The organism is Methylobacterium sp. HMF5984, assembly GCF_045033435.1.
GTDB lineage: Bacteria > Pseudomonadota > Alphaproteobacteria > Rhizobiales > Beijerinckiaceae > Methylobacterium.
This window is the reverse complement of sequence record NZ_JBJFLN010000001.1, coordinates 4,740,096-4,758,726: the sequence shown is the minus strand read 5'-3', so window position 1 is coordinate 4,758,726 and position 18,631 is coordinate 4,740,096. Positions and strand designations below refer to the sequence as shown.

Here is an 18,631-nt window from a genome sequence, read left to right as displayed (position 1 = left end):
CGGGATCACTTGGAGACCGAGCCGAAGCGTCGCGATTCACAGCGATCGTGCATCGCCGGGCCGTTGCCGCGGCAGGATCAGGTCCGGGCGCCGGACCAGCGCCGCCGCGCCGACGAGGACCAGCCCGGCAAGGAGGGCGACCCCTGACAGCGGCAGCACCGGCGCCAGCACGCCCGAGGCCGCCCCGCCCGCGACGGAGCCGAGGTTCATCACCGCCATGAACACCTCGAACTGCGTCGCCGCGCCGGCCCGGCCTCGGCTCGCCTGCATCAGCGCCGGCACCAGGGCGACGATCAGCAGGCCGGGCAGGACGTTGGTGAAGCCGAGGATCAGCGGGCCGGCCGATCCGGCGAAGCCGCCCGCGATCAGGCACGCGGTGGCGAGGAACGCGGCGGCACTCGCCGCGAACAGGGTGCGCAGGGCCGGCAACGGCCCAGCGCGGTCGCACCACAGTCCGATGCCGAGCGCTCCCAGGGTTCCGCCGGCGAAGGCGAGGCCGGCCTGGAGCCGCGACAGCTCGGCGGCATCCCAGCCCTGCGCCTGGACGAGATCGACCGAGAACGGCAGCTCGAACAGGGCGAGCGCCCCGTCGACCGAGAAGCACAGGGCGACGAGCCGGAGGGCGTTCGGCCGGCGCAGGCCCAGGGCCAGCCGGCGCAGGAACCGCGCGAACGGGACCTTCCGCCCGCCCCCCGCGCTCGGCCGCCGCGCCGGCGAGAGCAGGGCGTCGCCCGGCGCCTCGCGCACCAGCAGGATCGGCAGGCCGGCGAGGATGGCGGCCGCGAGCAGGCAGGCGGTGCTGAACCCGAACCCGTAGGCGGCGAGCAGCCAGCCGAACAGGCCGGCGCCGAGGCTGGTGCCGGCGACGAAGCCGGCCCGCGTGCAGGCGCTCATCCGCCCGAGCTCGCCCGGCGGGACATGGTCCATCACCATCCGGTCGCAGGCGGTGTCGAGCAGGGCGGCGAAGGTGCTGTGCACGAGGAAGACGCCCCCCAGAGCGCCGAGCGCGCGGGCGTCCGGCACCAGCAGCCCGGCGAGCGCCGCGTGGCAGCCGAGGATCGCGAGCACGCTCCAGGCCCGGCGCCGCCCCATCGCGAACCCGCTCGCCCGGTCGACCAGCGGCCCCCACAGGATCGGCTGCACCGTCCAGGGCAGGCCGGCGATGGCGAAGTGGACGCCGACCTCGGCGCTCGACACGCCCTGCGCCGCGAGATGGTTGGCGAGCGCGGTCAGCGAGAACCCGGCGACCAGCCCCTGGTAGAGATAGGTGGCGAAGAACACGCCGTAGCGGGCGCCGCGATCTTGCAGGGTCGGCAGCCGCATGCCGAAGCTTGCGATCGCGACGGCGCTTCCGGCTTGCGGGGCCGCCCGCGCCGGTGGATCCTCCGCGCCGCTCATTCCCGAAGGCTCCTCATTGCACGCAGATCCGCCCCGCTCGTCCGGCCTCGACCATACGATAGCGCGCGGCAACGCACGCGCGTTTCTCCCTCCCCCCTCTGCGGGGGAGGGTGGGCCTCGCGTCAGCGAGGGTCGGGAGAGGGGAGCGACGGTGCCGGATACGGCGCTTCCCTCTCCCGACCCGCTTCGCGGGCCACCCTCCCCCGCAGAGGGGGGAGGGAAGTACGCGTCGCCGGCTTCGGCGTATGTCTTGTGAACGGTGCCTGGGTCGTCACCGAACCCGGACCCAGCACGGCGATCCGGGTGTGGAGCATCGATCTCGCCCTGTCGGCGGGCCAGCTCGCGCGCTGCGACGCATGGCTTTCGCCTGACGAGGCCGCCCGGGCGGATCGCTTCCTGCGTGCGGAGGACCGCGACCGTTTTCGCGCGAGCCACGCGGCGCTGCGCCTGATCCTCGCCCCGGCCCTCGGCGTGGGGGGCGATGCGCTCGCCTTTACGGCGGGGCCGGCCGGCAAGCCGGAGCTGGCCGGCGCGCTGGCCGGGAGCCTGCGCTTCAACCTGTCGCATTCGGGCACCCGCGCCCTCGTCGGGGTCTCGCCCACGGCCGCGATCGGCGTCGATGTTGAGGCGGTCCGCCCGATCCCGGACGTCCTGCGCATCGCCCGCGCGCACTTCGCGCCCTGGGAAGCCGAGGCGCTGGCGGCCCTGACGTCGGAGGCGCTCGGTCTCGCCTTCACCGGTCTGTGGACGCGCAAGGAGGCGGTGGTGAAGGCGTTGGGTGCCGGCCTGTCGCTGCCGCTGGACCGCTTCGCCCTGACCCTGCCGCCGGCGCCGCCGCGCCTCGTCGCGATCGCCGGCGACGACCCGCAGGCCTGGAGCCTCCACCACCTCGAACCCGGATCCGGCACGGTCGGCGCCGCGGCGATCCGGGCGCCGGGCGCGGCCATCGCCCGCTGCGCCCTGCCGCCGGATTGGCCGGACCGCCCCCCGTGCTGATCGCCCGCGAAACGCACTGCTCCGCGAGATGCCGCTTGCGGCCCGCCCGGGTGCCGGCTATACCCCCGCTCGCTGGCGAAGCCGCCGGCCTTCGGAGTGTAGCGCAGTCTGGTAGCGCACCACGTTCGGGACGTGGGGGTCGCAGGTTCAAATCCTGCCACTCCGACCATCGTTTCTCTAGGGAAACCGGTCTTCCCGGCTCAGAGAGCAAAACCCGACCAAACATTCGACCAAACATTGGTCGGATGCTGTGGTCTTGGCGATCTTCCCCATTACGCCCACGACACGCCCGTGCGAGGCTCGGCCAATGCCGATGAACCTGCATCAGGGCTGCATGAAGCGCCTCGTCGAGATCCTCGCCACCGCCCTTCCAGACCTGCCGGTTCACAGCCGGATGTTCGTGTTGATGGAGACGCCGTCTCCGTTGGCCGCCCTCGATGAGGCCATCCCCGACAAGGGGGGGCGCGGTCTGGCCTGACCGGCTGGCTTTGGACCGGGCTGATTGAGAGGATCAGCCAGGACCAAAGGAGTTGGACATGCGGCGAGGCCAGAAGACGAACGCGGAGCAGGTCGTGCTCAAGCTGCGTCAGATTGAGGTGCAGACGGCCCAGGGCAAGAGTTTGGCCCTTGCATGCAGGGAGGCGGAGATCTCCGAGCAGAGTTACTACCGCTGGCGCAAGGAGTACGGCGGCCTTCAGGTCGATCAAGCCAGGAAGATGAAGGATCTGGAGCGCGAGAACGCTCGTCTGCGCCGGCTCGTCGCCGACCTTTCTCTAGAGAAGCAGGTGCTGGCGGACGTCGCCTCGGGAAACTTGTAGCCCCCGAGCGACGCAGGCAGGCGGTGAACGGCATCCGCGAGAAGTACGGCCTCTCGGAACGTCACGCCTGCCGGATCGTCGGTCAGCACCGCGGCACGCAACGCTACGTGCCTACCGTGCTGGCCGACGAGGATGCACTGACCCAGGCCATGATCGCCCTGGCGTCCGAGTACGGACGCTACGGCTACCGCCGAGTCACCGCGCTGCTACAGGCAGCCGGCTGGCAGGTAGGCAAAGACCGGGTTCAGCGCATCTGGCGTCGCGAGGGGCTGAAGGTCCCCAGCCGACATAGACCCCGCAGCCGCTTGTGGCTGAACGACGGCTCCTGCGTGCGGCTACGACCGCTTCATCGCAATCACGTCTGGAGCTTCGACTTCGTGCAAGCCCAGACGCACGATGGGCGCTCTCTGCGCATCCTAACGCTGATTGACGAGCACAGCCGTGCCTGCCTCGCGCTGAAGGTGGCGCGGCGCATCAACAGCGTCGGCGTGATCGAGGCGCTGGCCGACGCGATGTGCCTGCACGGCATCCCGGAGCACATTCGCTGCGACAATGGCCCAGAGATGATCTCCAAGGCGTTGCGCAAATGGGTCGCCAAAGCTGGCTCACAGATCCAGTACATCGCGCCAGGATCCCCGTGGGAGAATGGCTACTGCGAGAGCTTTAACGGCAAGCTGCGCGACGAGTGCCTACGCCAGGAGATCTTCTACTCGCTGAAGGAGGCGCAGATCGTGATCGGTCTCTGGCAAACCACCTACAACCGCGTTCGACCGCATTCGTCGCTGGGCTATCGGCCGCCCGCGCCCGTCAGCTACCCGGGTCTGGCCTTCCGGCTACCCATGGCCGCCACCATGCAGTAGCCTCTCAATTGGCTCGGTCCAAAATACCGGTCAGGTCACCATCGCGTGGGACATGAAGAAGCGCAGCATCTCCCGGCTCGCATCGGGACCCTTGGGATCGGTGCGGGACCCTGATGGGTGGCCGCCAGCCCAGGCATGGCCGGCACCGTGCAGGAGCCATTGCTCCGATGACCAAGCTCCGTAGGTCTCTGCCAGGACGGTCCGCGTGAACGACCTCCCGGCTGCGGAACGCCCCTCGGTGGTGGTGCCAGTTAGTTCCGTCCCCGGTCGCGATTGCGCAATGGCCTGATCCCCATTGATCGATGCGACGGTTGTGTCGCGGTCCCCATGGAACACGATGGTCGGAACCGGATGCCCCGTCGGCATAGGTTGTTGCAAGGAGCCCCTCCGCATCGTCGAGAGGGCCGTCGCCATGGACTTGGCGGACCCGCAGGCCAACCCGGAATGGATGCCGATGGCTGCGTAGAGGTCAGGGTAGGCCTGGCCCATCACCGCGGCCGCGGCCCCACCTGAGGACAGACCAGCGACGTAGACTCTGGTTGGGTCCACGTCGAAGTCGTTAATGATCTGTCGGGTCAATCCGGCCAGGATAGACGGCTCGCCTCGCCCGCGGTGCTGGTCGCCGTCCCTGAACCAGTTCCAGCTCTTGACCATGTTGGCCGATCGGGGCTGGTCGGGATAGGCCACGATGACTCCTTGCTCCTCAGCCAGCCGACTCATGCGTGTGCCGATAGCGAAGTCGCGCGCCGTCTGCGAGCAGCCATGAAGCATCACGACGAGCGGACGAGGCCTATGACCTTTTCCCGACGGGAGGAACAGGTCGTAAGCGCGGCTTCCGGACAGGTTGCCGTATCGGCGTGCCAGGGCGGCGGGCCGTTCAATGGACTGCTCCGACGCATTGCTCGACGCGGATCCGAAACGCTCTGTCATCGCGATGCTTTCGAGGATGGCTCTGTCCGGCGCGGATCGCGAACTACGGCAGGGCGCCGATCATGCCTTTCGCCTCGGTCATCGTATTCTCGCATGCGCGCTTGTCGCCGCCTCGGTCCTCGGCGGACGCACGGACAATGAGGGTCCGCGCGGCGGCGATGTGGTCGGCGGTTGAGACCATTTCCGGATCGCTCGGTGAGCCGCGGCGGATATCGGTCAGACCTCGTGCCGAGCCTGTTCGAAGTTCGTGCCCCGATTTCAAGCCCGCGACCTGAACCGCCCCAGCGCTGTCGAGACGACGCTCGATGGTGCCGATCTGTTCGGCACAGGATGATGCGAGGGCGGGAAGCGGAAGAGTCGCGAGAACGGCGGCGGCGGCGAAGCGCATCATGGTGTCTCTCCGGGGGATGGCAGCACCTCCGGACCCGCTCGGCGAGCGAATGACTGGGATGCCGTCCCTCACGCAGCGATGCGAGGGTAGCGTCTATCCAACACGAGCCAGCGACGAATGTTGCGCTGCAACACGAAACGCGGGGCAGACCCGTGTCGGTCACCGCCATCATCGCAACCTGTCGATGCGGTCGATCAGTGATGGTCCGGCCGGGACACGGTTGCCACCAGCCCTTGGGTGATGGGTCTGCCGCCGTCCTGAAAGGCGACCGGGCGTTCCCAGACGCAGAAATTCTTATTGGGGTGCGGGGGATCAAGCGACCCGGGGCTTAGTTGTCATCATGCTTAGCGCTCGGCGGTGGACGGGCTTCCGCGGTTTCGTGCGCAATATTTTTTAGCAGGATTGATCAAATGAAGGCACTTACTTGGCAGAGCCGAGGCAAAATCTCGTGCGAGACCGTGCCGGATCCGAAGATCGAGCACGGTCGTGACGTCATCATTAAGGTGACCGCCTGCGCAATCTGCGGCTCGGACCTTCACCTCATGGGCGGCTTCATGCCCACGATGGAGTGCGGCGACGTCCTCGGCCACGAGACCATGGGTGAAGTCATCGAGGTCGGTCGGGACAACGCCAAGCTGAAGGTCGGCGACCGTATCGTGGTGCCCTTCACGATCTGCTGCGGCGAGTGTCGCCAGTGTAAGTGGGGCAACTGGAGCTGCTGCGAGCGCACCAACCCGAACGGAGCGATGCAGGCCAAGGTTTTCGGCTATCCGCTCGCCGGACTGTTCGGCTTCTCGCACCTCACCGGTGGCATCCCCGGCGGCCAGGCTGAGTACCTGCGGGTGCCCTACGCCGACGTCGGCCCCATCGTCGTACCCGAGGGCCTGACCGACGAGCAGGTGCTGTTCCTGAGCGACATCTTCCCGACCGCCTACCAGGCCGCCGAGCATTGCGACATCGGTCCGGAGGACACGGTGGCGATCTGGGGCTGCGGCCCAGTCGGCGTGCTCGCGGTGAAGTGCTGCCTGATGCTGGGCGCCAAGCGCGTCATCTCTATCGACAGCGTCCCGGAGCGCCTCGCCCTGGCACGGGAAGCCGGTGCCGAGACCATCGATCTATCCACGGAGAACATCCAGGACACCCTGATGGAAATGACCCACGGGCTCGGTCCGGACTCGGTCATTGAGGCGGTCGGCATGGAGTCCCATGGGGCAGACACCACGCTGCAGAAGGTGTCGTCCGCCATTATGGAGCACACCGTCAGCCTAGAACGGCCCTTCGCCCTGAACCAGGCAATCCTGGCCTGCCGTCCGGGCGGCAACGTCTCGATGCCGGGCGTCTTCGCGGGCCCGGTCGGTCCCGTCGCCCTCGGCATCCTGATGAACAAGGGCCTGACCCTGAAGACCGGCCAGACCCACATGGTCCGCTACATGAAACCCCTGATGGAGCGCATCCAGAATGGCGACATCGACCCGTCCTTCATCATCAGCCATCGCTCCACAAACCTGGAGGACGGCCCGGCGCTGTACGACATGTTCCGGGACAAGAAGGATGCCTGCACCAAGGTGGTGTTCAAGCCTCACGGCTGAAGGACGACCACGGAGCTGGAGCACGTTCATTTCCAGGGACGAGGCACGGCCGGCTCCTGATGGGTCGCCGCCGCCAACGACAGACAAGAAAGCGATCCATGCCTACCGCAGTGATCTTCGACGTCGATGGCACCCTCATCGACTCGGTCCCCCAGCACGCCCGTGCCTGGCAGGATGCTTTCAGGGACTTCGGTCACGACATCCCGTTCGAAGAACTCAGGAGGCAGATCGGCAAGGGCGGGGACCTCCTGATGCCGGTGTTCCTGTCGGAGGCGGAGATCGCCGAGAAGGGCGATGCCCTAGAGGAGTACCGCTCGGGGATCCTGAAGGAGCTCTACCTCCCGACCATCAAGGGCTTGCCGCAGGTCCGGGCGCTCGTCGAGCGCCTGCTGGCCGACGGCAAGCAGCTCGCACTCGCCTCCTCCGCCAAGGGCGACGAGCTCAAGACTTACAAGAAGATCGCCGAGATCGACGATCTCATTAGCATCGAGACGTCGTCCGATGACGCGGAGGAGAGCAAGCCGAACCCGGACATCTTCCAGGCGGCCCTGAAGCGCCTCGACGGCGTCGCGGCACAGGATGCCGTTGTCGTCGGTGATACGCCCTACGATGCCGAAGCCGCTGCCAAGGCTGGCATTCGGACGATTGGGCTGCTTACGGGGGGGTGGACGGCCGAAGAACTCATGCAGGCCGGCTGCATCGCCACCTATCGGGATCCGGCTGAACTGCTCGCCCGATACGAGACCTCGCCACTCGCAGGGTCGCAGACCTGATCGTACGAGGACGGAGCACCTCCCATGGCAGCCACGAGCTCAACCCCGTCCGAGGGGCCGCACCTGCGCACCATCGCCATGCCGCGCGACACGAACGCTGCTGGCGCCATTTTCGGAGGCTGGACGGTTTCGCAGATGGATCTGGCCGGCGGAACCTTTGCTGCCCAGCGAACTAAGGGCCGCGTGGCGACGGTCAGCATCGACGCAATGCGTTTTCTCAGGCCGATCTCGGTTCGGTGATGAGATGAGTTGCTACTGCACCCTACAGGAAGACGGTGAGACATCGTTGGGCGTTCGGATCGAGGTCTGGATCCGGGATAGGACCTGAGGTGATCCACAGAAGGTCACCGAAGGGGTGTTCACCTATGTCGCCTTGGACGACGAGGGGAAGGCGCGGCATCGGACCTAACTCCGGTCTAACAGGAACTGGAGGCGTTCGCCGTTCTCAGGGTGCAGGGCCGAGGTGTCTGGTCTTCGACGCATGGCTGCTTCCGGGAAGCGCCGATGGTGGTTCGAACGGCTGAGTTGGGTCGTAGGCGGGCCGTCCGCTTTTGAATGAAGGGTCAAGGTCTGTAACTCCCCTGTCGCCGACGTTCGGCGGGGGCACAAAGCATCGGATTTTTTCGACTACCGCTTCGCGAGGGGACCCCGGACTTCGATACGAAGGCCGGTGGCGTACGGTTCGGCCTCCATGACAATGGTGTTGCCCGACAGGTGAAGGGCAACGTCGAACGGCTCGCCGCCCGGCAGGAGCCGCAGTCCGAAAACACGGTCGACGGCGTCCGGGCCGCGAAGGGTCTGGAGGTGCCCGCGCAGGATGTGAATGGCCTCGCCATCGAGGACGGCATCGAGCGGAAGGCCGAGCATCGCCTCGGCGGAGCGGCCCAGTCAGGTCGCGACGTTGTCCGAGGCGCGGGTGACGATCCAGTCGGCCGAGACCTCGATCAAGAAGCCGAACGGCTGCACCGAGCCCAGGATGTTGATGGGCTCGCGGTCACATGACGAAAGATCGACATCGTGCGTCGGTTGCGAGGCGTTCAACTGGTTCATGTGCCCGCGAGTTTGTTCGCTGGCGTTTTCGGCTGCGGATCGAATATCGGTCCGACCATCCGACGCGGCAAGGCTCGCGGTGGTCGCAAGCCAGGGCTACCCTGGACTTGCGATCGCCGGCGACGGTGTGGCCCGCCGTTGGGATTTTGGGCCAGGTCGGCTCGACCGCCCTGTGCGACCTGATCAGGCCTTGCCGGTGACCTTGTCGACGACGTGCTTGGCGCCGTCCTTGACGTCCCCGGTCGTCTTCTGGGCCTCGCCCTTGAGCTCCTGGGCCTTGCCCTCGGCCTTGAGCTTGTCGTTGTCGGTGACGTTGCCGACGCCCTGCTTCACGTTGCCGACGGCCTCGTTGGCCAGACCCTTGATCTTGTCGGTGGTGCTGCTCATGGCGGTTCTCCTTCGCGACCAGGGCGGCCACGGGGATCAGGAACGGCCTCGGCCCGAGCCCCGTTCCCGGCATCGGGTAACGGTCCCGAGAGGCGGCCGTGCCGACCTCATGCCTTCTCGATCACGGAGACCTTGCCGTCGCGCTCGACGATGGCGACGGCGACCTGGTCCATGTCGTCGAGGCCCTGTTGGCGCGCAGCGGTACGCACGTCGGCCTGCTGCATTCGCAGGCGCCGCATCTGGGTCTCGTCCCAGTCGCCGTCGCGGTAGACCACGATGGGCGTGCCGTCGCAGATTCGCTCGAACCAGACGTAGCGCAACTTCAGCCACGACACGGCCACGTGCATCAGGCCGACCGTGAAGACCGCGCTCATCGCGCCCACGAACGACTTGTCGTCGCCGAGCACCGCGCTGACGCTCATGCCGCCGAACAGGAACAGCACCACCATGTCGATGGGGGCCTGCTGGCTCGCAGTCCGGCGTCCGATGAGGCGAATGACGAAGAGGACGACGAGGTAGGCCGCCGCGGCCTTGAAGACGGTGCTCATGGCTACGGGACCGAGTATTGCGACCAGGACAGGGTCTCGCCCGCGTCCAGCCGTGCCCAGAGTTCGACGCCGCCGCGGAAGCCGGGCGAGCCCGCGAACAGGATGGTGACGCGCTCCTGGCCCTTCACGACAGGGAACTCCATCCGGATGCTGTCGGCGCCGGCCTCCCAGCGAGAGGGGCGCGGGATGATGCTCTCCAGCCCGAAATGGTCCGCCAGGCCCTTGGCCATGGTCACGGCGACCTTGTCCCCGCCCGGCGGGACGCGGGTGTCGAACTGAACCTTGGTCGGGGCACCGAACCGGACGACCGGCTCATAGCGAAGCTTGATCGAGGCATCGGCATTGGCGGCCTCGCGCTCGCTGAACAGCCCCTGGCCGAACAGCCCGAGGACGTTGGCGGCCACGAAGGCGACCATGGCCCAACGACCGATGACCTCGGCCCTGCGCCACTTGCCTTCGAACGTCGGATAGAAGCCGCGCGCGATCTCCTCGCGCATCGGCGGGTCGGGGTGGATGACTTCCAATTCGGTTCTCCTCGTGGGGCCCGCGGCCCCTTCCGTGATGAGGTCTGGCGTTCCAGGCGCCTCGCTCGGCTGCTGGCGCGAATGCTCGGCGTCCGGTCAGTCGAGACCGGCGACGGCGGTCATCAGCGGTGGCTGCACGCTCGCGGGTCGCGGTTACTCGTCGGATTCCAACGGCGTGAAGTAGGCCATCGCCTCGGCCCGACCGCGCAGCGGCGTCCGGCTTACCTCCCGCCACCGGCCGACCCCCTTGCCCGCCGCATCCCGTGCGGCCTGGGAGACCAGGATCGGGACGCCGTGCGCCTTGGTCGCCTGCTCCAGGCGAGCCGCGACGTTCACGGTGTCGCCGAGCACGGTGAACTCAAGGCGCGTATCCTCGCCGATGATGCCGCAGAACAGGTCGCCGTAGTGGATGCCGACGCCGATCCGGATCGGGGGCTGGCCGTCGCTCTTCACGTTCCAGCGGGCGATGACCTCGACGAGGTCCTTGGCGAAGGCCAGCGCCCGGGCGGCGTCGTCCGGGCGCGGCTCGGGCAGTCCGAACACGACCAGGGCGCCGTCGCCGAGGAACTTGTCGACCACGCCGCCCCTCAGCCGGGCGATGCGCATCACGCGGCGCCGGAACGACGTCAGGAAGACGGAGAGTTCGTGCGGGTCGAGGTTTTCGGCGAGCGTTGTCGAGCCGCGCATGTCGACGAAGGCCACGGCGGCGTTCTGCCGGCGCCCGACCCGCAGGCTGTCGTCCGCGTCGGCGAGCTGGTCCGACAGTTCCTCCGGCAGGAAGCGGGCGAGGCTCGCGCGGCGCCCCGCCTCCCGGACCGCCGTGGTCGCGAGCACGGCCAGCAGCGTCACCACGGCTGCCACCGCCGCCCAGACGGCCAGCGCGATGCGCGACACCACGGCCTGCCGCTCGTCGAGCAGGCCCGCCTCGTGCTGCTCCATCTCCTGGACAAGGGCCCGGATGGCGTCCATCGTACGCTTGCCCTGCCCCTCGGTGACGAGCCGTGCACTGCCGGCCGCATCACCGGCACGGCGCAGCGCGACGCTCGTGTCGAGTTCCACCTCGAACTGCTTGGCGAAGGCCCGCAAGCGGCTCAGTTGGGCGAGTTGTTCGGGGTTGTCGAGGACGAGGTCACGCAGCCGGTCGAGGTTGCGATCGAAGGCGGCGCGGCTGTCGATGTACGGAGCGAGGAAGGCCTCGTCGTCGCTGATGACGAACCCGCGCTGACCGGTCTCGGCGTCCTGGAGCGAGGACAGGACGCGGGAGAGCCGGGCGTCGACCTCCACCGTATGGCGGACCGCGTCGCTCCCGTGCTGCTGGTACAGGAAACCGGCGACCGCGATGACGGTCATCAGGATGAGCGCGGCGAAGCCGGCACTCATCCACGTGACGGTCCGCGACCGCACGATGGTGAAACGCAACATGGTGTCCCAGAAACCCTTCAACGTGTGTCCGCCCTTCGCCGTGTGCATCGGCCGCCTCCGGGTTGGCTGCCGATGCCATGCCGACCTTCAGAACAGCGAGATCAGGACGATGCCCGCGATCATTAGCGCGGCGCCGCCGAGCCGCGACGGGCCGGCTTTCACCTGCTTCATGCCGACCCATCCGAAATGGTCCAGCGCCACCGAAGTCAGAAGGTTGGCAGTGATGAGCAGGCCGTTGAAGGCGCCGGCGCCGACCTTGTCGACGAAGAGCAGGCCGCCGAACACCGCCACCGCCCCGGTTATGCCGGCCAGCGGCATCCACCAGCGAACGCCCGACACGTCCTGCTTCGTCGGCAGGGGCGTCGGGCGGATCAGGAAGACCAGCACGAACACGAAGACGACGGGCAGGAACGAGACGGTGGCCGCGAGCCACGGGTTCACCAGGGCTCCACGCAACTGGGAGTTCCAGACCACGCCGACGGCCTGCAGGATGCCCGCGACGACGATGAAAGGATAGAGCAGCTTCGGGTTGAGGCCGTGGCCCTCGTCCTTCTCTCCGCCCTTGTCGGCGGTGGTGCGGGCGATGAAGACGACCCCGATGGCCATCAGCAGGCCGCCGAGCCACGGCATCAGCTTGAACCCGCTTCCCGGCAGCCCGAATAAGCCGAAGGAGTCCATGGCGAGCGAGGCCAGGATGTTGGCCGTCAGCGTCAGCCCGTTGAAGGGGCCGGCCCCGACCTTGTCGATGAAGGCCAGGCCGCCGAACACCGCCACCGCGCCCGCGATACCGCCGAGGGGCGCGTACCAGGGCATCTTGCCGAGCGTCTCCAATGACGGGAGGGGCGTCGGCATGATGAAGAACAAGGTCGCGAACACGAAGACGATGGGTAGGAACGAGACCGATGCGGCCAGCCACGGGTTCACGAGCCGGCCGCGCAGCTGCGCGTTCATTGAGTTGCCGAGCGCCTGCAGGGCACCGGCGATGAGGATGAAGGGATAGAGCAGGGCGGCGTTCACGGCAGGGAGCCTCTCAAGGCACGAGGATGAGGCCGGCGAGCGCCAGCAGGAGGGCAGGCGGCATGACAAGCAGCCCGAGCTTGAGGAAGCGCCAGAAGCCGACGTCCTGGCCCTCGCGGCGGATCGCCGTGAGCCACAGGATGGTGGCGAGCGAGCCCGTCACCGACAGGTTCGGGCCGATGTCGACGCCGATCAGCACGGCGCCGGCGACCTTGTCCGGCACGTGGGCGGTCTGTACGGCCGCCCCCGCGATCAGCCCTGCGGGCAGGTTGTTGACGAGGTTGCACAGCACCGCGATGAGGGTACCGGCTCCCCAGGCGGTCTCGGTGGGCGAGGCTGTCGCCGCCTGCTTCAGCGCGTCGGCGATCATCCGCAGGACGCCGGTCTTCTCCAGCGCCTCAACCAGCACGAATAGGCCGGCCACGAGCGGCAGCACGCTCCAGGACACGTCCTTGGCGACCTCGACGAGGCCGCCGCGCCTCATCAGCAGGACCGCCGCGGTGGTGAGCCCACCCGCCACGAAGGTCGGCAGGCCCAGGTCGAGGCCCATGGCGGAGGCGCCGATGAGAACGCCGCCGGTCGCGACGATGCCGAGACCGGCGACGAGGCCGGTGCGGGACAGGTGTACCGCCTCGACGTCAGTGGAGACCTGCTGGGTTCGCAGCACGGAATTCTGTGTCAGGCGCAGGGTCGCATAGGTGGCGACGATGGCCAGCACCGACGGCAGCGCGAACATCGCCAACCACCGCGTGAGTGGCGGCATGTGCTCGGCGAAAACCACGAGGTTGGCCGGGTTCGAGATCGGCAGCACGAAGCTCGCCGCGTTTGCGATGAAGGCGCAGATGAATAGGTAGGGCAGCGGGTTCTCGACCTTGGCCGCCTTTGTCGCGGCATAGACCGCCGGGGTCAGCACCACCGCGCAGGCACCGTTCGACAGGAAGACCGTGACGACGGTGCCGACCACGTAGATCAGGGTGAATAGGCGCGTCGCCGAGCCCTTGGCGGCCCGGACCGCAATGCCGGCGAGCCAGTCGAACAGGCCCTCCTTCCGGGCCACCTCCGACATCAGCATCATGCCGATCAGGAACAGGTAGACGTCCGTACCCTTGAGCACGCCCTCCCAGGCGGTCCCGGCCGGCATCAGGCCGAACACCACCAGGGCGGAGGCCCCGATCACGGCCCAGATTGCTTCCGGCCATGAGAACGGTCGGGTGATCACCCCCAGGGTCGCGAGGGCAGCGATGCCCCACGTCATGAGGTTCGGGGTCAGCGTCAGCGCGCCCATCGGCAGCTCGTCCTTGTTCATGGGATGGGGGCCGGCGTGACAACCGGAGCGACCGTTTCGAAGCATCCGAACGCATGCATCGAACGCCATGGCGTAGCTCGCCCGGCAAACAGCCCACCGATTGCTGCGTCGCAAAAAGTGTAGCCGCGGGTCCGTGTTCCACGACCGAAAGCGTTTTAACTGGCCTGCGTATTCAGACTCGGCGTAAACCGACTATCCCGGCGATGGCCGGAGCAGCCCCATGACCGTTGCAAGACTGGCTCATGTCTCGGAGCCGCCGCCCGCGAGGTGGAGCCGCGGTTTCAAGGGCGGCTTAGTTCCCGGGCTTCCACCGCCGGTCGCGAGGGTCCGGCAATCGGCAACCGTTGCCTTCGCCGTGTCGATGGCAATCCCGACGGCGGCCATGGTGCGCATCTCCGGCTCGCGTTCGCGGGCGTAGCGGACCACGTCCGTCGCGAGCCGGTCGATCTCGATGTTCAAGGCCTCGATGGCCTCCGGGTCACGCAGGGTCCGGGCCTCGTCGATAATCTCCAGCAGTCGGTCGGTGACCTCGTCGATGCGTTCACGACGCAAACCCGCCAGCCTTTGACGGAGCCATGCGACGGCGGAGAATAGGCCGCCGGCCAGGGCCGCGAGGAGGTACAGGGTGTCGCCGTAGCGGTCGATGAAGCTGTGCTGCTCGCGCTCATAGTAGTCGATGGCGCCCGGATGGATCGGTATACGCGCGCTCGTGGCCGCGACCGTCGTGTCGTAGGACGGCGCCAGCACGTACTCGGCCGCGTCGCTCGACTTCGCGGCGGCGGTGCGCAACTCGAACAGGTGTTGCGTCACGTCGGCGGCGGTGACCCGGCTTAGGGACGACCGGGCCATCAGCCGGTAGGAGGCGCCGACCGTCTTGACGTCGTCGCCGGGTAGTTTGGGCTGCCCACCGAACAGCCCCCCGGGGATGGTGACGGCCTGGAGGCGCGGGAAGCGCTCGATGATCGCGTCATCGTCGGGCACGCCGACGAAGTTGACCTTGCCGCCCTTGCTGACGGACTTGACCGCCTCGACCAACGCCAACGCCTTTGGCGCCGATGGGGCGATGATGCTGACGAACGCGTCCACCTTCCTCGATTGGATCGCCGCGCCGACGTCCGCAGCCTCGACCGGGACGAGAAGGACGGACTTGGCAGGGACCTTCGTCCCTGCCGCCTCTGTATCCAGGGTCAAGCCGTAGTAGCCGAGGATGTTCTTCAGCAACCAGAAGTCGGCGTCCTTATGTGCGGCGATGCCAAGCTTCTTTCCGGCGAGTTTTGGAAAATCATCGATTCCCGTCGTCTCCGTCGAGACGATGACCATGGCTTGGTCGCGAAGGATCGCGAGGGTCAGGCCGTTGGTGGGCAGGTCGACGTCGGGTCGGACCACCGCGAGGTCGGCTCGCCCGTCCTGGAGGGCGGCCGCGCTCTCCCGGACGTCGTCGAACGAGAGTATCTTAAGCCGGACGTTTTCGCCTCCGGCATCCAAGGCGTCGGCATAGGCCTTGATCAGGCCCGGTTCGGTGCCGTCCCTCGGGGCCACGGCGATAACGAGGGTCGTCGCCTGGGCGAGGTAGATCGCGAGGGCACCGGCGCCGAGGATAACTACGATGGCACCGACGGCGAGGATGCTGCGTCCGAAGAGCCATTGTGGAAGCTTCGGCATCACCCGTGATGATCCTTAGGAGACGGAAACTGCCAAGCAACGGCCAAGAATGGCGGGGGCTCCGCCTGGGTGCGACGATTTTGGATGCATCAACAGAATGTGATGAATGAAGGGCCTAGAGACTGGAAGTTGCGCCAATGATCAATCCCGGTCTCATCCCGCATGATGCCATCACCGAACTTGCATGATGAATACATACGGGAGTAAAGTCGGTTCGATCCTCGCCGAACGTCTCAGGCCGCCAGGGGCTTCGCTTTACGGATCTTGCCGTCGAGTTCGACGTGGATCTCATGGCTGGTGCCGTTCTTCGACCCGACGGCTTCGCGCGTCCATCTCGACCGCGCCCGTGACGGTGTCCCACTCGAAGATGCCGAGCCTTGCGATGTCGACGGCAAGGGATAGGCGGGCCTGGCTTGCTCGATTTGTTGCTTGGGCGATCTCAAGGCGCTCGTGCGCAGCTTGGCGAGATGCATGGGCAGCGACGTCCCCAGCGTTGTCGGCTTCTTGTCCGTGTGACATGCGGTCAGCGGAGCTTATGCCCGATGGCAAGGCGAGCCTGTTCCTTCAGCAGGAAGTCCGGTTCGCTCCGTTCGAGCATTCTCAGGGCCGCCCGGACGACCTCGCTCACGCTGCCGTATTGCCCGGAATGCACGCGCTCGCCCAGGAACGCGTGTTGCTCAGGTGTCACCGAGACGGTGATGGTTTTTCGTACGGCCATCTCCGACAACTACCAGACTATGACACCTGCTTACAGCATGGCTTCTCCGCATGCGGACCGGCCTGTCGATGTTCCTGGGAGGGTATCCCACATGGCTCCTGAAACCCGATACGTCAGTCTGACGCCCTGAATGAGTCGCGAGCTGAAAGGCTGCTCGGGGTGGTTTCCTGCCTATCGGCTTCTGGTCGAAAGGTCGTCAAAGCAGACGAAGTTCTAGGGCTCCTTCAGCGACAGTTTCTCCGAGGGCGATACAAGCCCAGCCCCAATCGCGATCCAGACGAGATGGGCGTCGGTGCGTGCCCCAAGAGTGGCGCGGATCACCGAGAGGTTGTTGTGCACCGTTTTGAGGCTCAGACACAGCGCCTCAGCGACGGCTTGGGCGGTCATCCCCCCGACGGTCAGGCTCAAGATTTCGAGCTCCCGCGGGCTGAGGTCGTCAAGCGCCGTGCGCCCGCCGACCACCTCGTCCTGAGCGATCGCGCGCGCGATGTCGGCGCTCATCGCCCGCTCGCCGCGGAGCACGGTCGCCACCGCCGCCAGCAGCTCACGGGGTGGGCTCGCCTTACTGACATACCCGCTCGCCCCGGCGGCGAAGGCTTGGCGCGCGGTCATTGCCCCGGTGCGCATGCTGAACACGACGATGCGAGCTGACCCATCCCATTGGCGGATGTGACGGATGGCCTCGATTCCGCTTGGGCCTGGCAGCGACAGGTCGAGGATCACGAGATCGGGCTCGTGAGCCTTGTATTGGAAATAGGCCATTGCCGCGTTCTCGGCTTCAGCGACCACGACCAAGCCCAGCTGTCGCTCGATCAGGCGGCGATAGCCCTCGCGCACGACCGGATGGTCATCGACGAGCAAGATGGTTGTGGCCATGAGGCGATCTCAGCCGGCCGTCGGCACAGATGCACAGGCATGGATGCCTGAACCGGTGCCGGTGAGCGAAAAGCTTCCGCCCAGGGCGGCGAGCCGCGCACGGATGCCGACGAGCCCACGGCCCGTGTGAGAAGCTGTTCGGGACACATCGCCCCCACCGTCATCGTCGAGCGTCAGCGTCACCGTTCGTGGTCCGGCCTCCGACCGGCCGAGCCGTAGGAAGATCCTGCTCGGCCGGCCATGTCGCAAGGCGTTCGTCAGCAGTTCCTGCGCGATCCGATAGAGGCTCGCCGCCACGTTCTCGGGTATGCCGGAGAGATCACCCCTGACATCGAGATGCAGGGCCGGCCCGGACCTGAGTTGTCCTCGCCAATCTGCCACGAGGCCGCGCAGAGCCTCCTCCAATCCAGCTTCGGCGAGATCGGGCAGTTCGAGGCGGGCCAGGGCTCCACGCAGGCTCTCCCGCATGGTGGCGATGATGGCTTCGATGCCCTGGGCGTCCTCGCGAAGATCGTCGCGCTCCGGGGGCGCAGCCAGTTCGATCGCTGCGGCACGTGCCCCCGCAGCGGCCAGGCACTGGCCGAAGGCATCGTGTAGGTCGCGCGCGAGGGCCTGCCGCTCTTCTTCCTGAACCGTAACGAGCCGCTGCATCAGGCCCGCGCGCTCGGCCTCAATGTTGGCAAGCCGGTCGGCGAGGGCGTTGCAGGCGCGGGCAATCCGGTCGAACTCGATGGCGGCAAAGCTCGGCAGAGGCGGGTGGGTGCTGGCCGTGTCGAGGTTTTCGAGCCCGTGCACGATCCGCCCGACCGGTGCAACGAGTCGCATCACGGCGAGCCAGTTGAGAAGGAGCGTCGCCGCCGCCAAACCAAGGACCAGTCCGCCTGCAAGGCGCGTGCGCCGCCAGAGACGAGCCGCCGATGCCATCGGATCGGGCCATGCCGTGACACTGCCGATGGTCCGCTCGCGATACACGATCGCCCGGATCGTCGGCGCGGCAGCGGCTTCCCAGACGAGGGCTTCGCGGAACCACGCAGGGGCGGCATCGAGGCCGTCCCAGTCACCGCAGAAGCGGCGGGGCAATCCACGCCGAGATGAATGTCGGCACAGATGCCCGGTAGGAGCGTGACGATGGCCGGCGCGGCCTGCGGTGCGCTGGCGGGCATTGCAGCTGGTCCGGCGCTTCCGAGGCCCGGCTGACGCGCGAGCTGCGCGGCGATCCGATCTGCCGACATTGCAGCCTCCCAGCGGAGGCTCGCGTGAGCGTCCCAGGCGGCCCATGCGACCGCCCCAACTAGGCAGAGCGCGGCCACAACCAGAAGGCGCAGACCGAGATGTGTGGGCAGGCTCATGGATCAAGCAGCCGGGC

The 18,631-nt window shown here is 67.3% G+C and carries 19 protein-coding genes, 1 tRNA gene and 2 pseudogenes; 7 read left to right on the top strand and 15 right to left on the bottom strand.

The genetic code is table 11. The features are described 5' to 3' along the window. Positions 1-36 precede the first annotated feature (36 nt). Entirely contained in the window at positions 37-1,398 is a 1,362-nt protein-coding gene (locus tag ACFZ8E_RS23050) for an MFS transporter (RefSeq protein WP_405043897.1), read from the bottom strand. Positions 1,399-1,701: 303 nt separating this feature from the next. Between ACFZ8E_RS23050 and ACFZ8E_RS23045 the strand changes: the two genes are divergently transcribed. The 4 genes from ACFZ8E_RS23045 (at position 1,702) to ACFZ8E_RS23030 (ending at position 4,072) form a co-directional block, all read left to right on the top strand. Continuing rightward, a complete protein-coding gene (locus tag ACFZ8E_RS23045; protein WP_405043895.1) occupies positions 1,702-2,394 on the top strand; it encodes a 4'-phosphopantetheinyl transferase family protein in 693 nt (230 codons plus the stop codon). A gap of 92 nt (positions 2,395-2,486) precedes the next feature. After that, positions 2,487-2,563: transfer RNA gene (locus tag ACFZ8E_RS23040), tRNA-Pro, on the top strand. Positions 2,564-2,701: 138 nt separating this feature from the next. Continuing rightward, positions 2,702-2,872, top strand: a complete 171-nt coding sequence (locus tag ACFZ8E_RS23035) for a hypothetical protein (protein WP_405043894.1) — start codon at positions 2,702-2,704, stop codon at positions 2,870-2,872. A 58-nt stretch (positions 2,873-2,930) separates the two neighbouring features. Then, positions 2,931-4,072 (top strand): IS3 family transposase gene (locus tag ACFZ8E_RS23030; RefSeq protein ID WP_405042273.1). Its coding sequence is split into 2 segments (ribosomal slippage): positions 2,931-3,198 and positions 3,198-4,072, totalling 1,143 coding nucleotides; the frame shifts between segments, so codons are not numbered across the junction. Between the two features lie 30 nt (positions 4,073-4,102). Here ACFZ8E_RS23030 and ACFZ8E_RS23025 read toward each other — a convergent pair. Next, entirely contained in the window at positions 4,103-5,002 is a 900-nt protein-coding gene (locus tag ACFZ8E_RS23025) for an alpha/beta hydrolase family esterase (RefSeq protein ID WP_405043893.1), read from the bottom strand. Between the two features lie 43 nt (positions 5,003-5,045). Continuing rightward, positions 5,046-5,393, bottom strand: a complete 348-nt coding sequence (locus ACFZ8E_RS23020) for a hypothetical protein (protein ID WP_243983463.1) — start codon at positions 5,391-5,393, stop codon at positions 5,046-5,048. Between the two features lie 410 nt (positions 5,394-5,803). Between ACFZ8E_RS23020 and ACFZ8E_RS23015 the strand changes: the two genes are divergently transcribed. The 3 genes from ACFZ8E_RS23015 to ACFZ8E_RS23005 all read left to right on the top strand — a co-directional run bounded on the left by ACFZ8E_RS23015 (position 5,804) and on the right by ACFZ8E_RS23005 (position 7,995). Next, positions 5,804-6,982 carry a zinc-dependent alcohol dehydrogenase gene (locus tag ACFZ8E_RS23015; protein ID WP_405043892.1) on the top strand — a complete coding sequence of 393 codons (1,179 nt, stop codon included), beginning with the start codon at positions 5,804-5,806 and terminating at the stop codon, positions 6,980-6,982. Between the two features lie 98 nt (positions 6,983-7,080). Then, on the top strand, positions 7,081-7,755 hold the full coding sequence (locus tag ACFZ8E_RS23010; protein ID WP_405044438.1) for an HAD family hydrolase: 675 nt from the start codon (positions 7,081-7,083) through the stop codon (positions 7,753-7,755). Positions 7,756-7,779: 24 nt separating this feature from the next. Next, positions 7,780-7,995, top strand: coding sequence for an acyl-CoA thioesterase (locus ACFZ8E_RS23005; protein ID WP_405043891.1), 216 nt, complete (start codon positions 7,780-7,782; stop codon positions 7,993-7,995). A gap of 387 nt (positions 7,996-8,382) precedes the next feature. Here ACFZ8E_RS23005 and ACFZ8E_RS23000 read toward each other — a convergent pair. The 12 genes and pseudogenes from ACFZ8E_RS23000 to ACFZ8E_RS22945 all read right to left on the bottom strand — a co-directional run bounded on the left by ACFZ8E_RS23000 (position 8,383) and on the right by ACFZ8E_RS22945 (position 18,614). Next, positions 8,383-8,805: pseudogene (locus ACFZ8E_RS23000) on the bottom strand (hypothetical protein). Positions 8,806-8,988: 183 nt separating this feature from the next. Beyond that, positions 8,989-9,192, bottom strand: a complete 204-nt coding sequence (locus ACFZ8E_RS22995) for a CsbD family protein (RefSeq protein ID WP_405043889.1) — start codon at positions 9,190-9,192, stop codon at positions 8,989-8,991. Between the two features lie 107 nt (positions 9,193-9,299). Beyond that, a complete protein-coding gene (locus tag ACFZ8E_RS22990; protein ID WP_405043888.1) occupies positions 9,300-9,740 on the bottom strand; it encodes a DUF421 domain-containing protein in 441 nt (146 codons plus the stop codon). 2 nt (positions 9,741-9,742) lie between these two features. After that, complete coding sequence (locus tag ACFZ8E_RS22985; protein ID WP_405043887.1) at positions 9,743-10,264, bottom strand: hypothetical protein; 522 nt, start codon at positions 10,262-10,264, stop codon at positions 9,743-9,745. Between the two features lie 153 nt (positions 10,265-10,417). Then, positions 10,418-11,734, bottom strand: coding sequence for a CHASE3 domain-containing protein (locus tag ACFZ8E_RS22980; protein ID WP_405043886.1), 1,317 nt, complete (start codon positions 11,732-11,734; stop codon positions 10,418-10,420). Positions 11,735-11,773: 39 nt separating this feature from the next. Next, complete coding sequence (locus ACFZ8E_RS22975) at positions 11,774-12,703, bottom strand: DMT family transporter (RefSeq protein WP_405043885.1); 930 nt, start codon at positions 12,701-12,703, stop codon at positions 11,774-11,776. A gap of 13 nt (positions 12,704-12,716) precedes the next feature. Next, positions 12,717-13,988: an arsenic transporter gene (locus ACFZ8E_RS22970; RefSeq protein ID WP_405044437.1), complete on the bottom strand. Its 1,272-nt coding sequence runs from the start codon at positions 13,986-13,988 to the stop codon at positions 12,717-12,719. 261 nt (positions 13,989-14,249) lie between these two features. Next, positions 14,250-15,671 carry a TAXI family TRAP transporter solute-binding subunit gene (locus ACFZ8E_RS22965; RefSeq protein WP_405043884.1) on the bottom strand — a complete coding sequence of 474 codons (1,422 nt, stop codon included), beginning with the start codon at positions 15,669-15,671 and terminating at the stop codon, positions 14,250-14,252. A gap of 233 nt (positions 15,672-15,904) precedes the next feature. Then, positions 15,905-16,144, bottom strand: coding sequence for a hypothetical protein (locus ACFZ8E_RS22960; protein ID WP_405043882.1), 240 nt, complete (start codon positions 16,142-16,144; stop codon positions 15,905-15,907). Positions 16,145-16,194: 50 nt separating this feature from the next. Then, positions 16,195-16,389, bottom strand: a complete 195-nt coding sequence (locus ACFZ8E_RS22955) for a type II toxin-antitoxin system ParD family antitoxin (protein ID WP_405043881.1) — start codon at positions 16,387-16,389, stop codon at positions 16,195-16,197. Between the two features lie 213 nt (positions 16,390-16,602). Then, positions 16,603-17,265, bottom strand: coding sequence for a response regulator (locus ACFZ8E_RS22950; RefSeq protein WP_405043880.1), 663 nt, complete (start codon positions 17,263-17,265; stop codon positions 16,603-16,605). A 9-nt stretch (positions 17,266-17,274) separates the two neighbouring features. Next, a pseudogene (locus ACFZ8E_RS22945) lies at positions 17,275-18,614 on the bottom strand (sensor histidine kinase). Positions 18,615-18,631 lie beyond the last annotated feature (17 nt).

What these genes read in the sequence shown, in the direction of transcription:
- ACFZ8E_RS23005 (WP_405043891.1), top strand. Translation starts at nt 7,780, where the DNA reads ATGGCAGCCACGAGCTCAACCCCGTCCGAGGGGCCGCACCTGCGCACC.
- ACFZ8E_RS22995 (WP_405043889.1), bottom strand. Translation starts at nt 9,192, where the DNA reads ATGAGCAGCACCACCGACAAGATCAAGGGTCTGGCCAACGAGGCCGTC.
- ACFZ8E_RS23050 (WP_405043897.1), bottom strand. Translation starts at nt 1,398, where the DNA reads ATGAGCGGCGCGGAGGATCCACCGGCGCGGGCGGCCCCGCAAGCCGGA.
- ACFZ8E_RS22960 (WP_405043882.1), bottom strand. Translation starts at nt 16,144, where the DNA reads ATGCATCTCGCCAAGCTGCGCACGAGCGCCTTGAGATCGCCCAAGCAA.
- ACFZ8E_RS22965 (WP_405043884.1), bottom strand. Translation starts at nt 15,671, where the DNA reads ATGCCGAAGCTTCCACAATGGCTCTTCGGACGCAGCATCCTCGCCGTC.
- ACFZ8E_RS22955 (WP_405043881.1), bottom strand. Translation starts at nt 16,389, where the DNA reads ATGGCCGTACGAAAAACCATCACCGTCTCGGTGACACCTGAGCAACAC.
- ACFZ8E_RS22950 (WP_405043880.1), bottom strand. Translation starts at nt 17,265, where the DNA reads ATGGCCACAACCATCTTGCTCGTCGATGACCATCCGGTCGTGCGCGAG.
- ACFZ8E_RS23020 (WP_243983463.1), bottom strand. Translation starts at nt 5,393, where the DNA reads ATGATGCGCTTCGCCGCCGCCGCCGTTCTCGCGACTCTTCCGCTTCCC.
- ACFZ8E_RS22990 (WP_405043888.1), bottom strand. Translation starts at nt 9,740, where the DNA reads ATGAGCACCGTCTTCAAGGCCGCGGCGGCCTACCTCGTCGTCCTCTTC.
- ACFZ8E_RS23035 (WP_405043894.1), top strand. Translation starts at nt 2,702, where the DNA reads ATGCCGATGAACCTGCATCAGGGCTGCATGAAGCGCCTCGTCGAGATC.
- ACFZ8E_RS23010 (WP_405044438.1), top strand. Translation starts at nt 7,081, where the DNA reads ATGCCTACCGCAGTGATCTTCGACGTCGATGGCACCCTCATCGACTCG.
- ACFZ8E_RS22970 (WP_405044437.1), bottom strand. Translation starts at nt 13,988, where the DNA reads ATGGGCGCGCTGACGCTGACCCCGAACCTCATGACGTGGGGCATCGCT.
- ACFZ8E_RS23015 (WP_405043892.1), top strand. Translation starts at nt 5,804, where the DNA reads ATGAAGGCACTTACTTGGCAGAGCCGAGGCAAAATCTCGTGCGAGACC.
- ACFZ8E_RS22980 (WP_405043886.1), bottom strand. Translation starts at nt 11,734, where the DNA reads ATGCACACGGCGAAGGGCGGACACACGTTGAAGGGTTTCTGGGACACC.
- ACFZ8E_RS23025 (WP_405043893.1), bottom strand. Translation starts at nt 5,002, where the DNA reads ATGACAGAGCGTTTCGGATCCGCGTCGAGCAATGCGTCGGAGCAGTCC.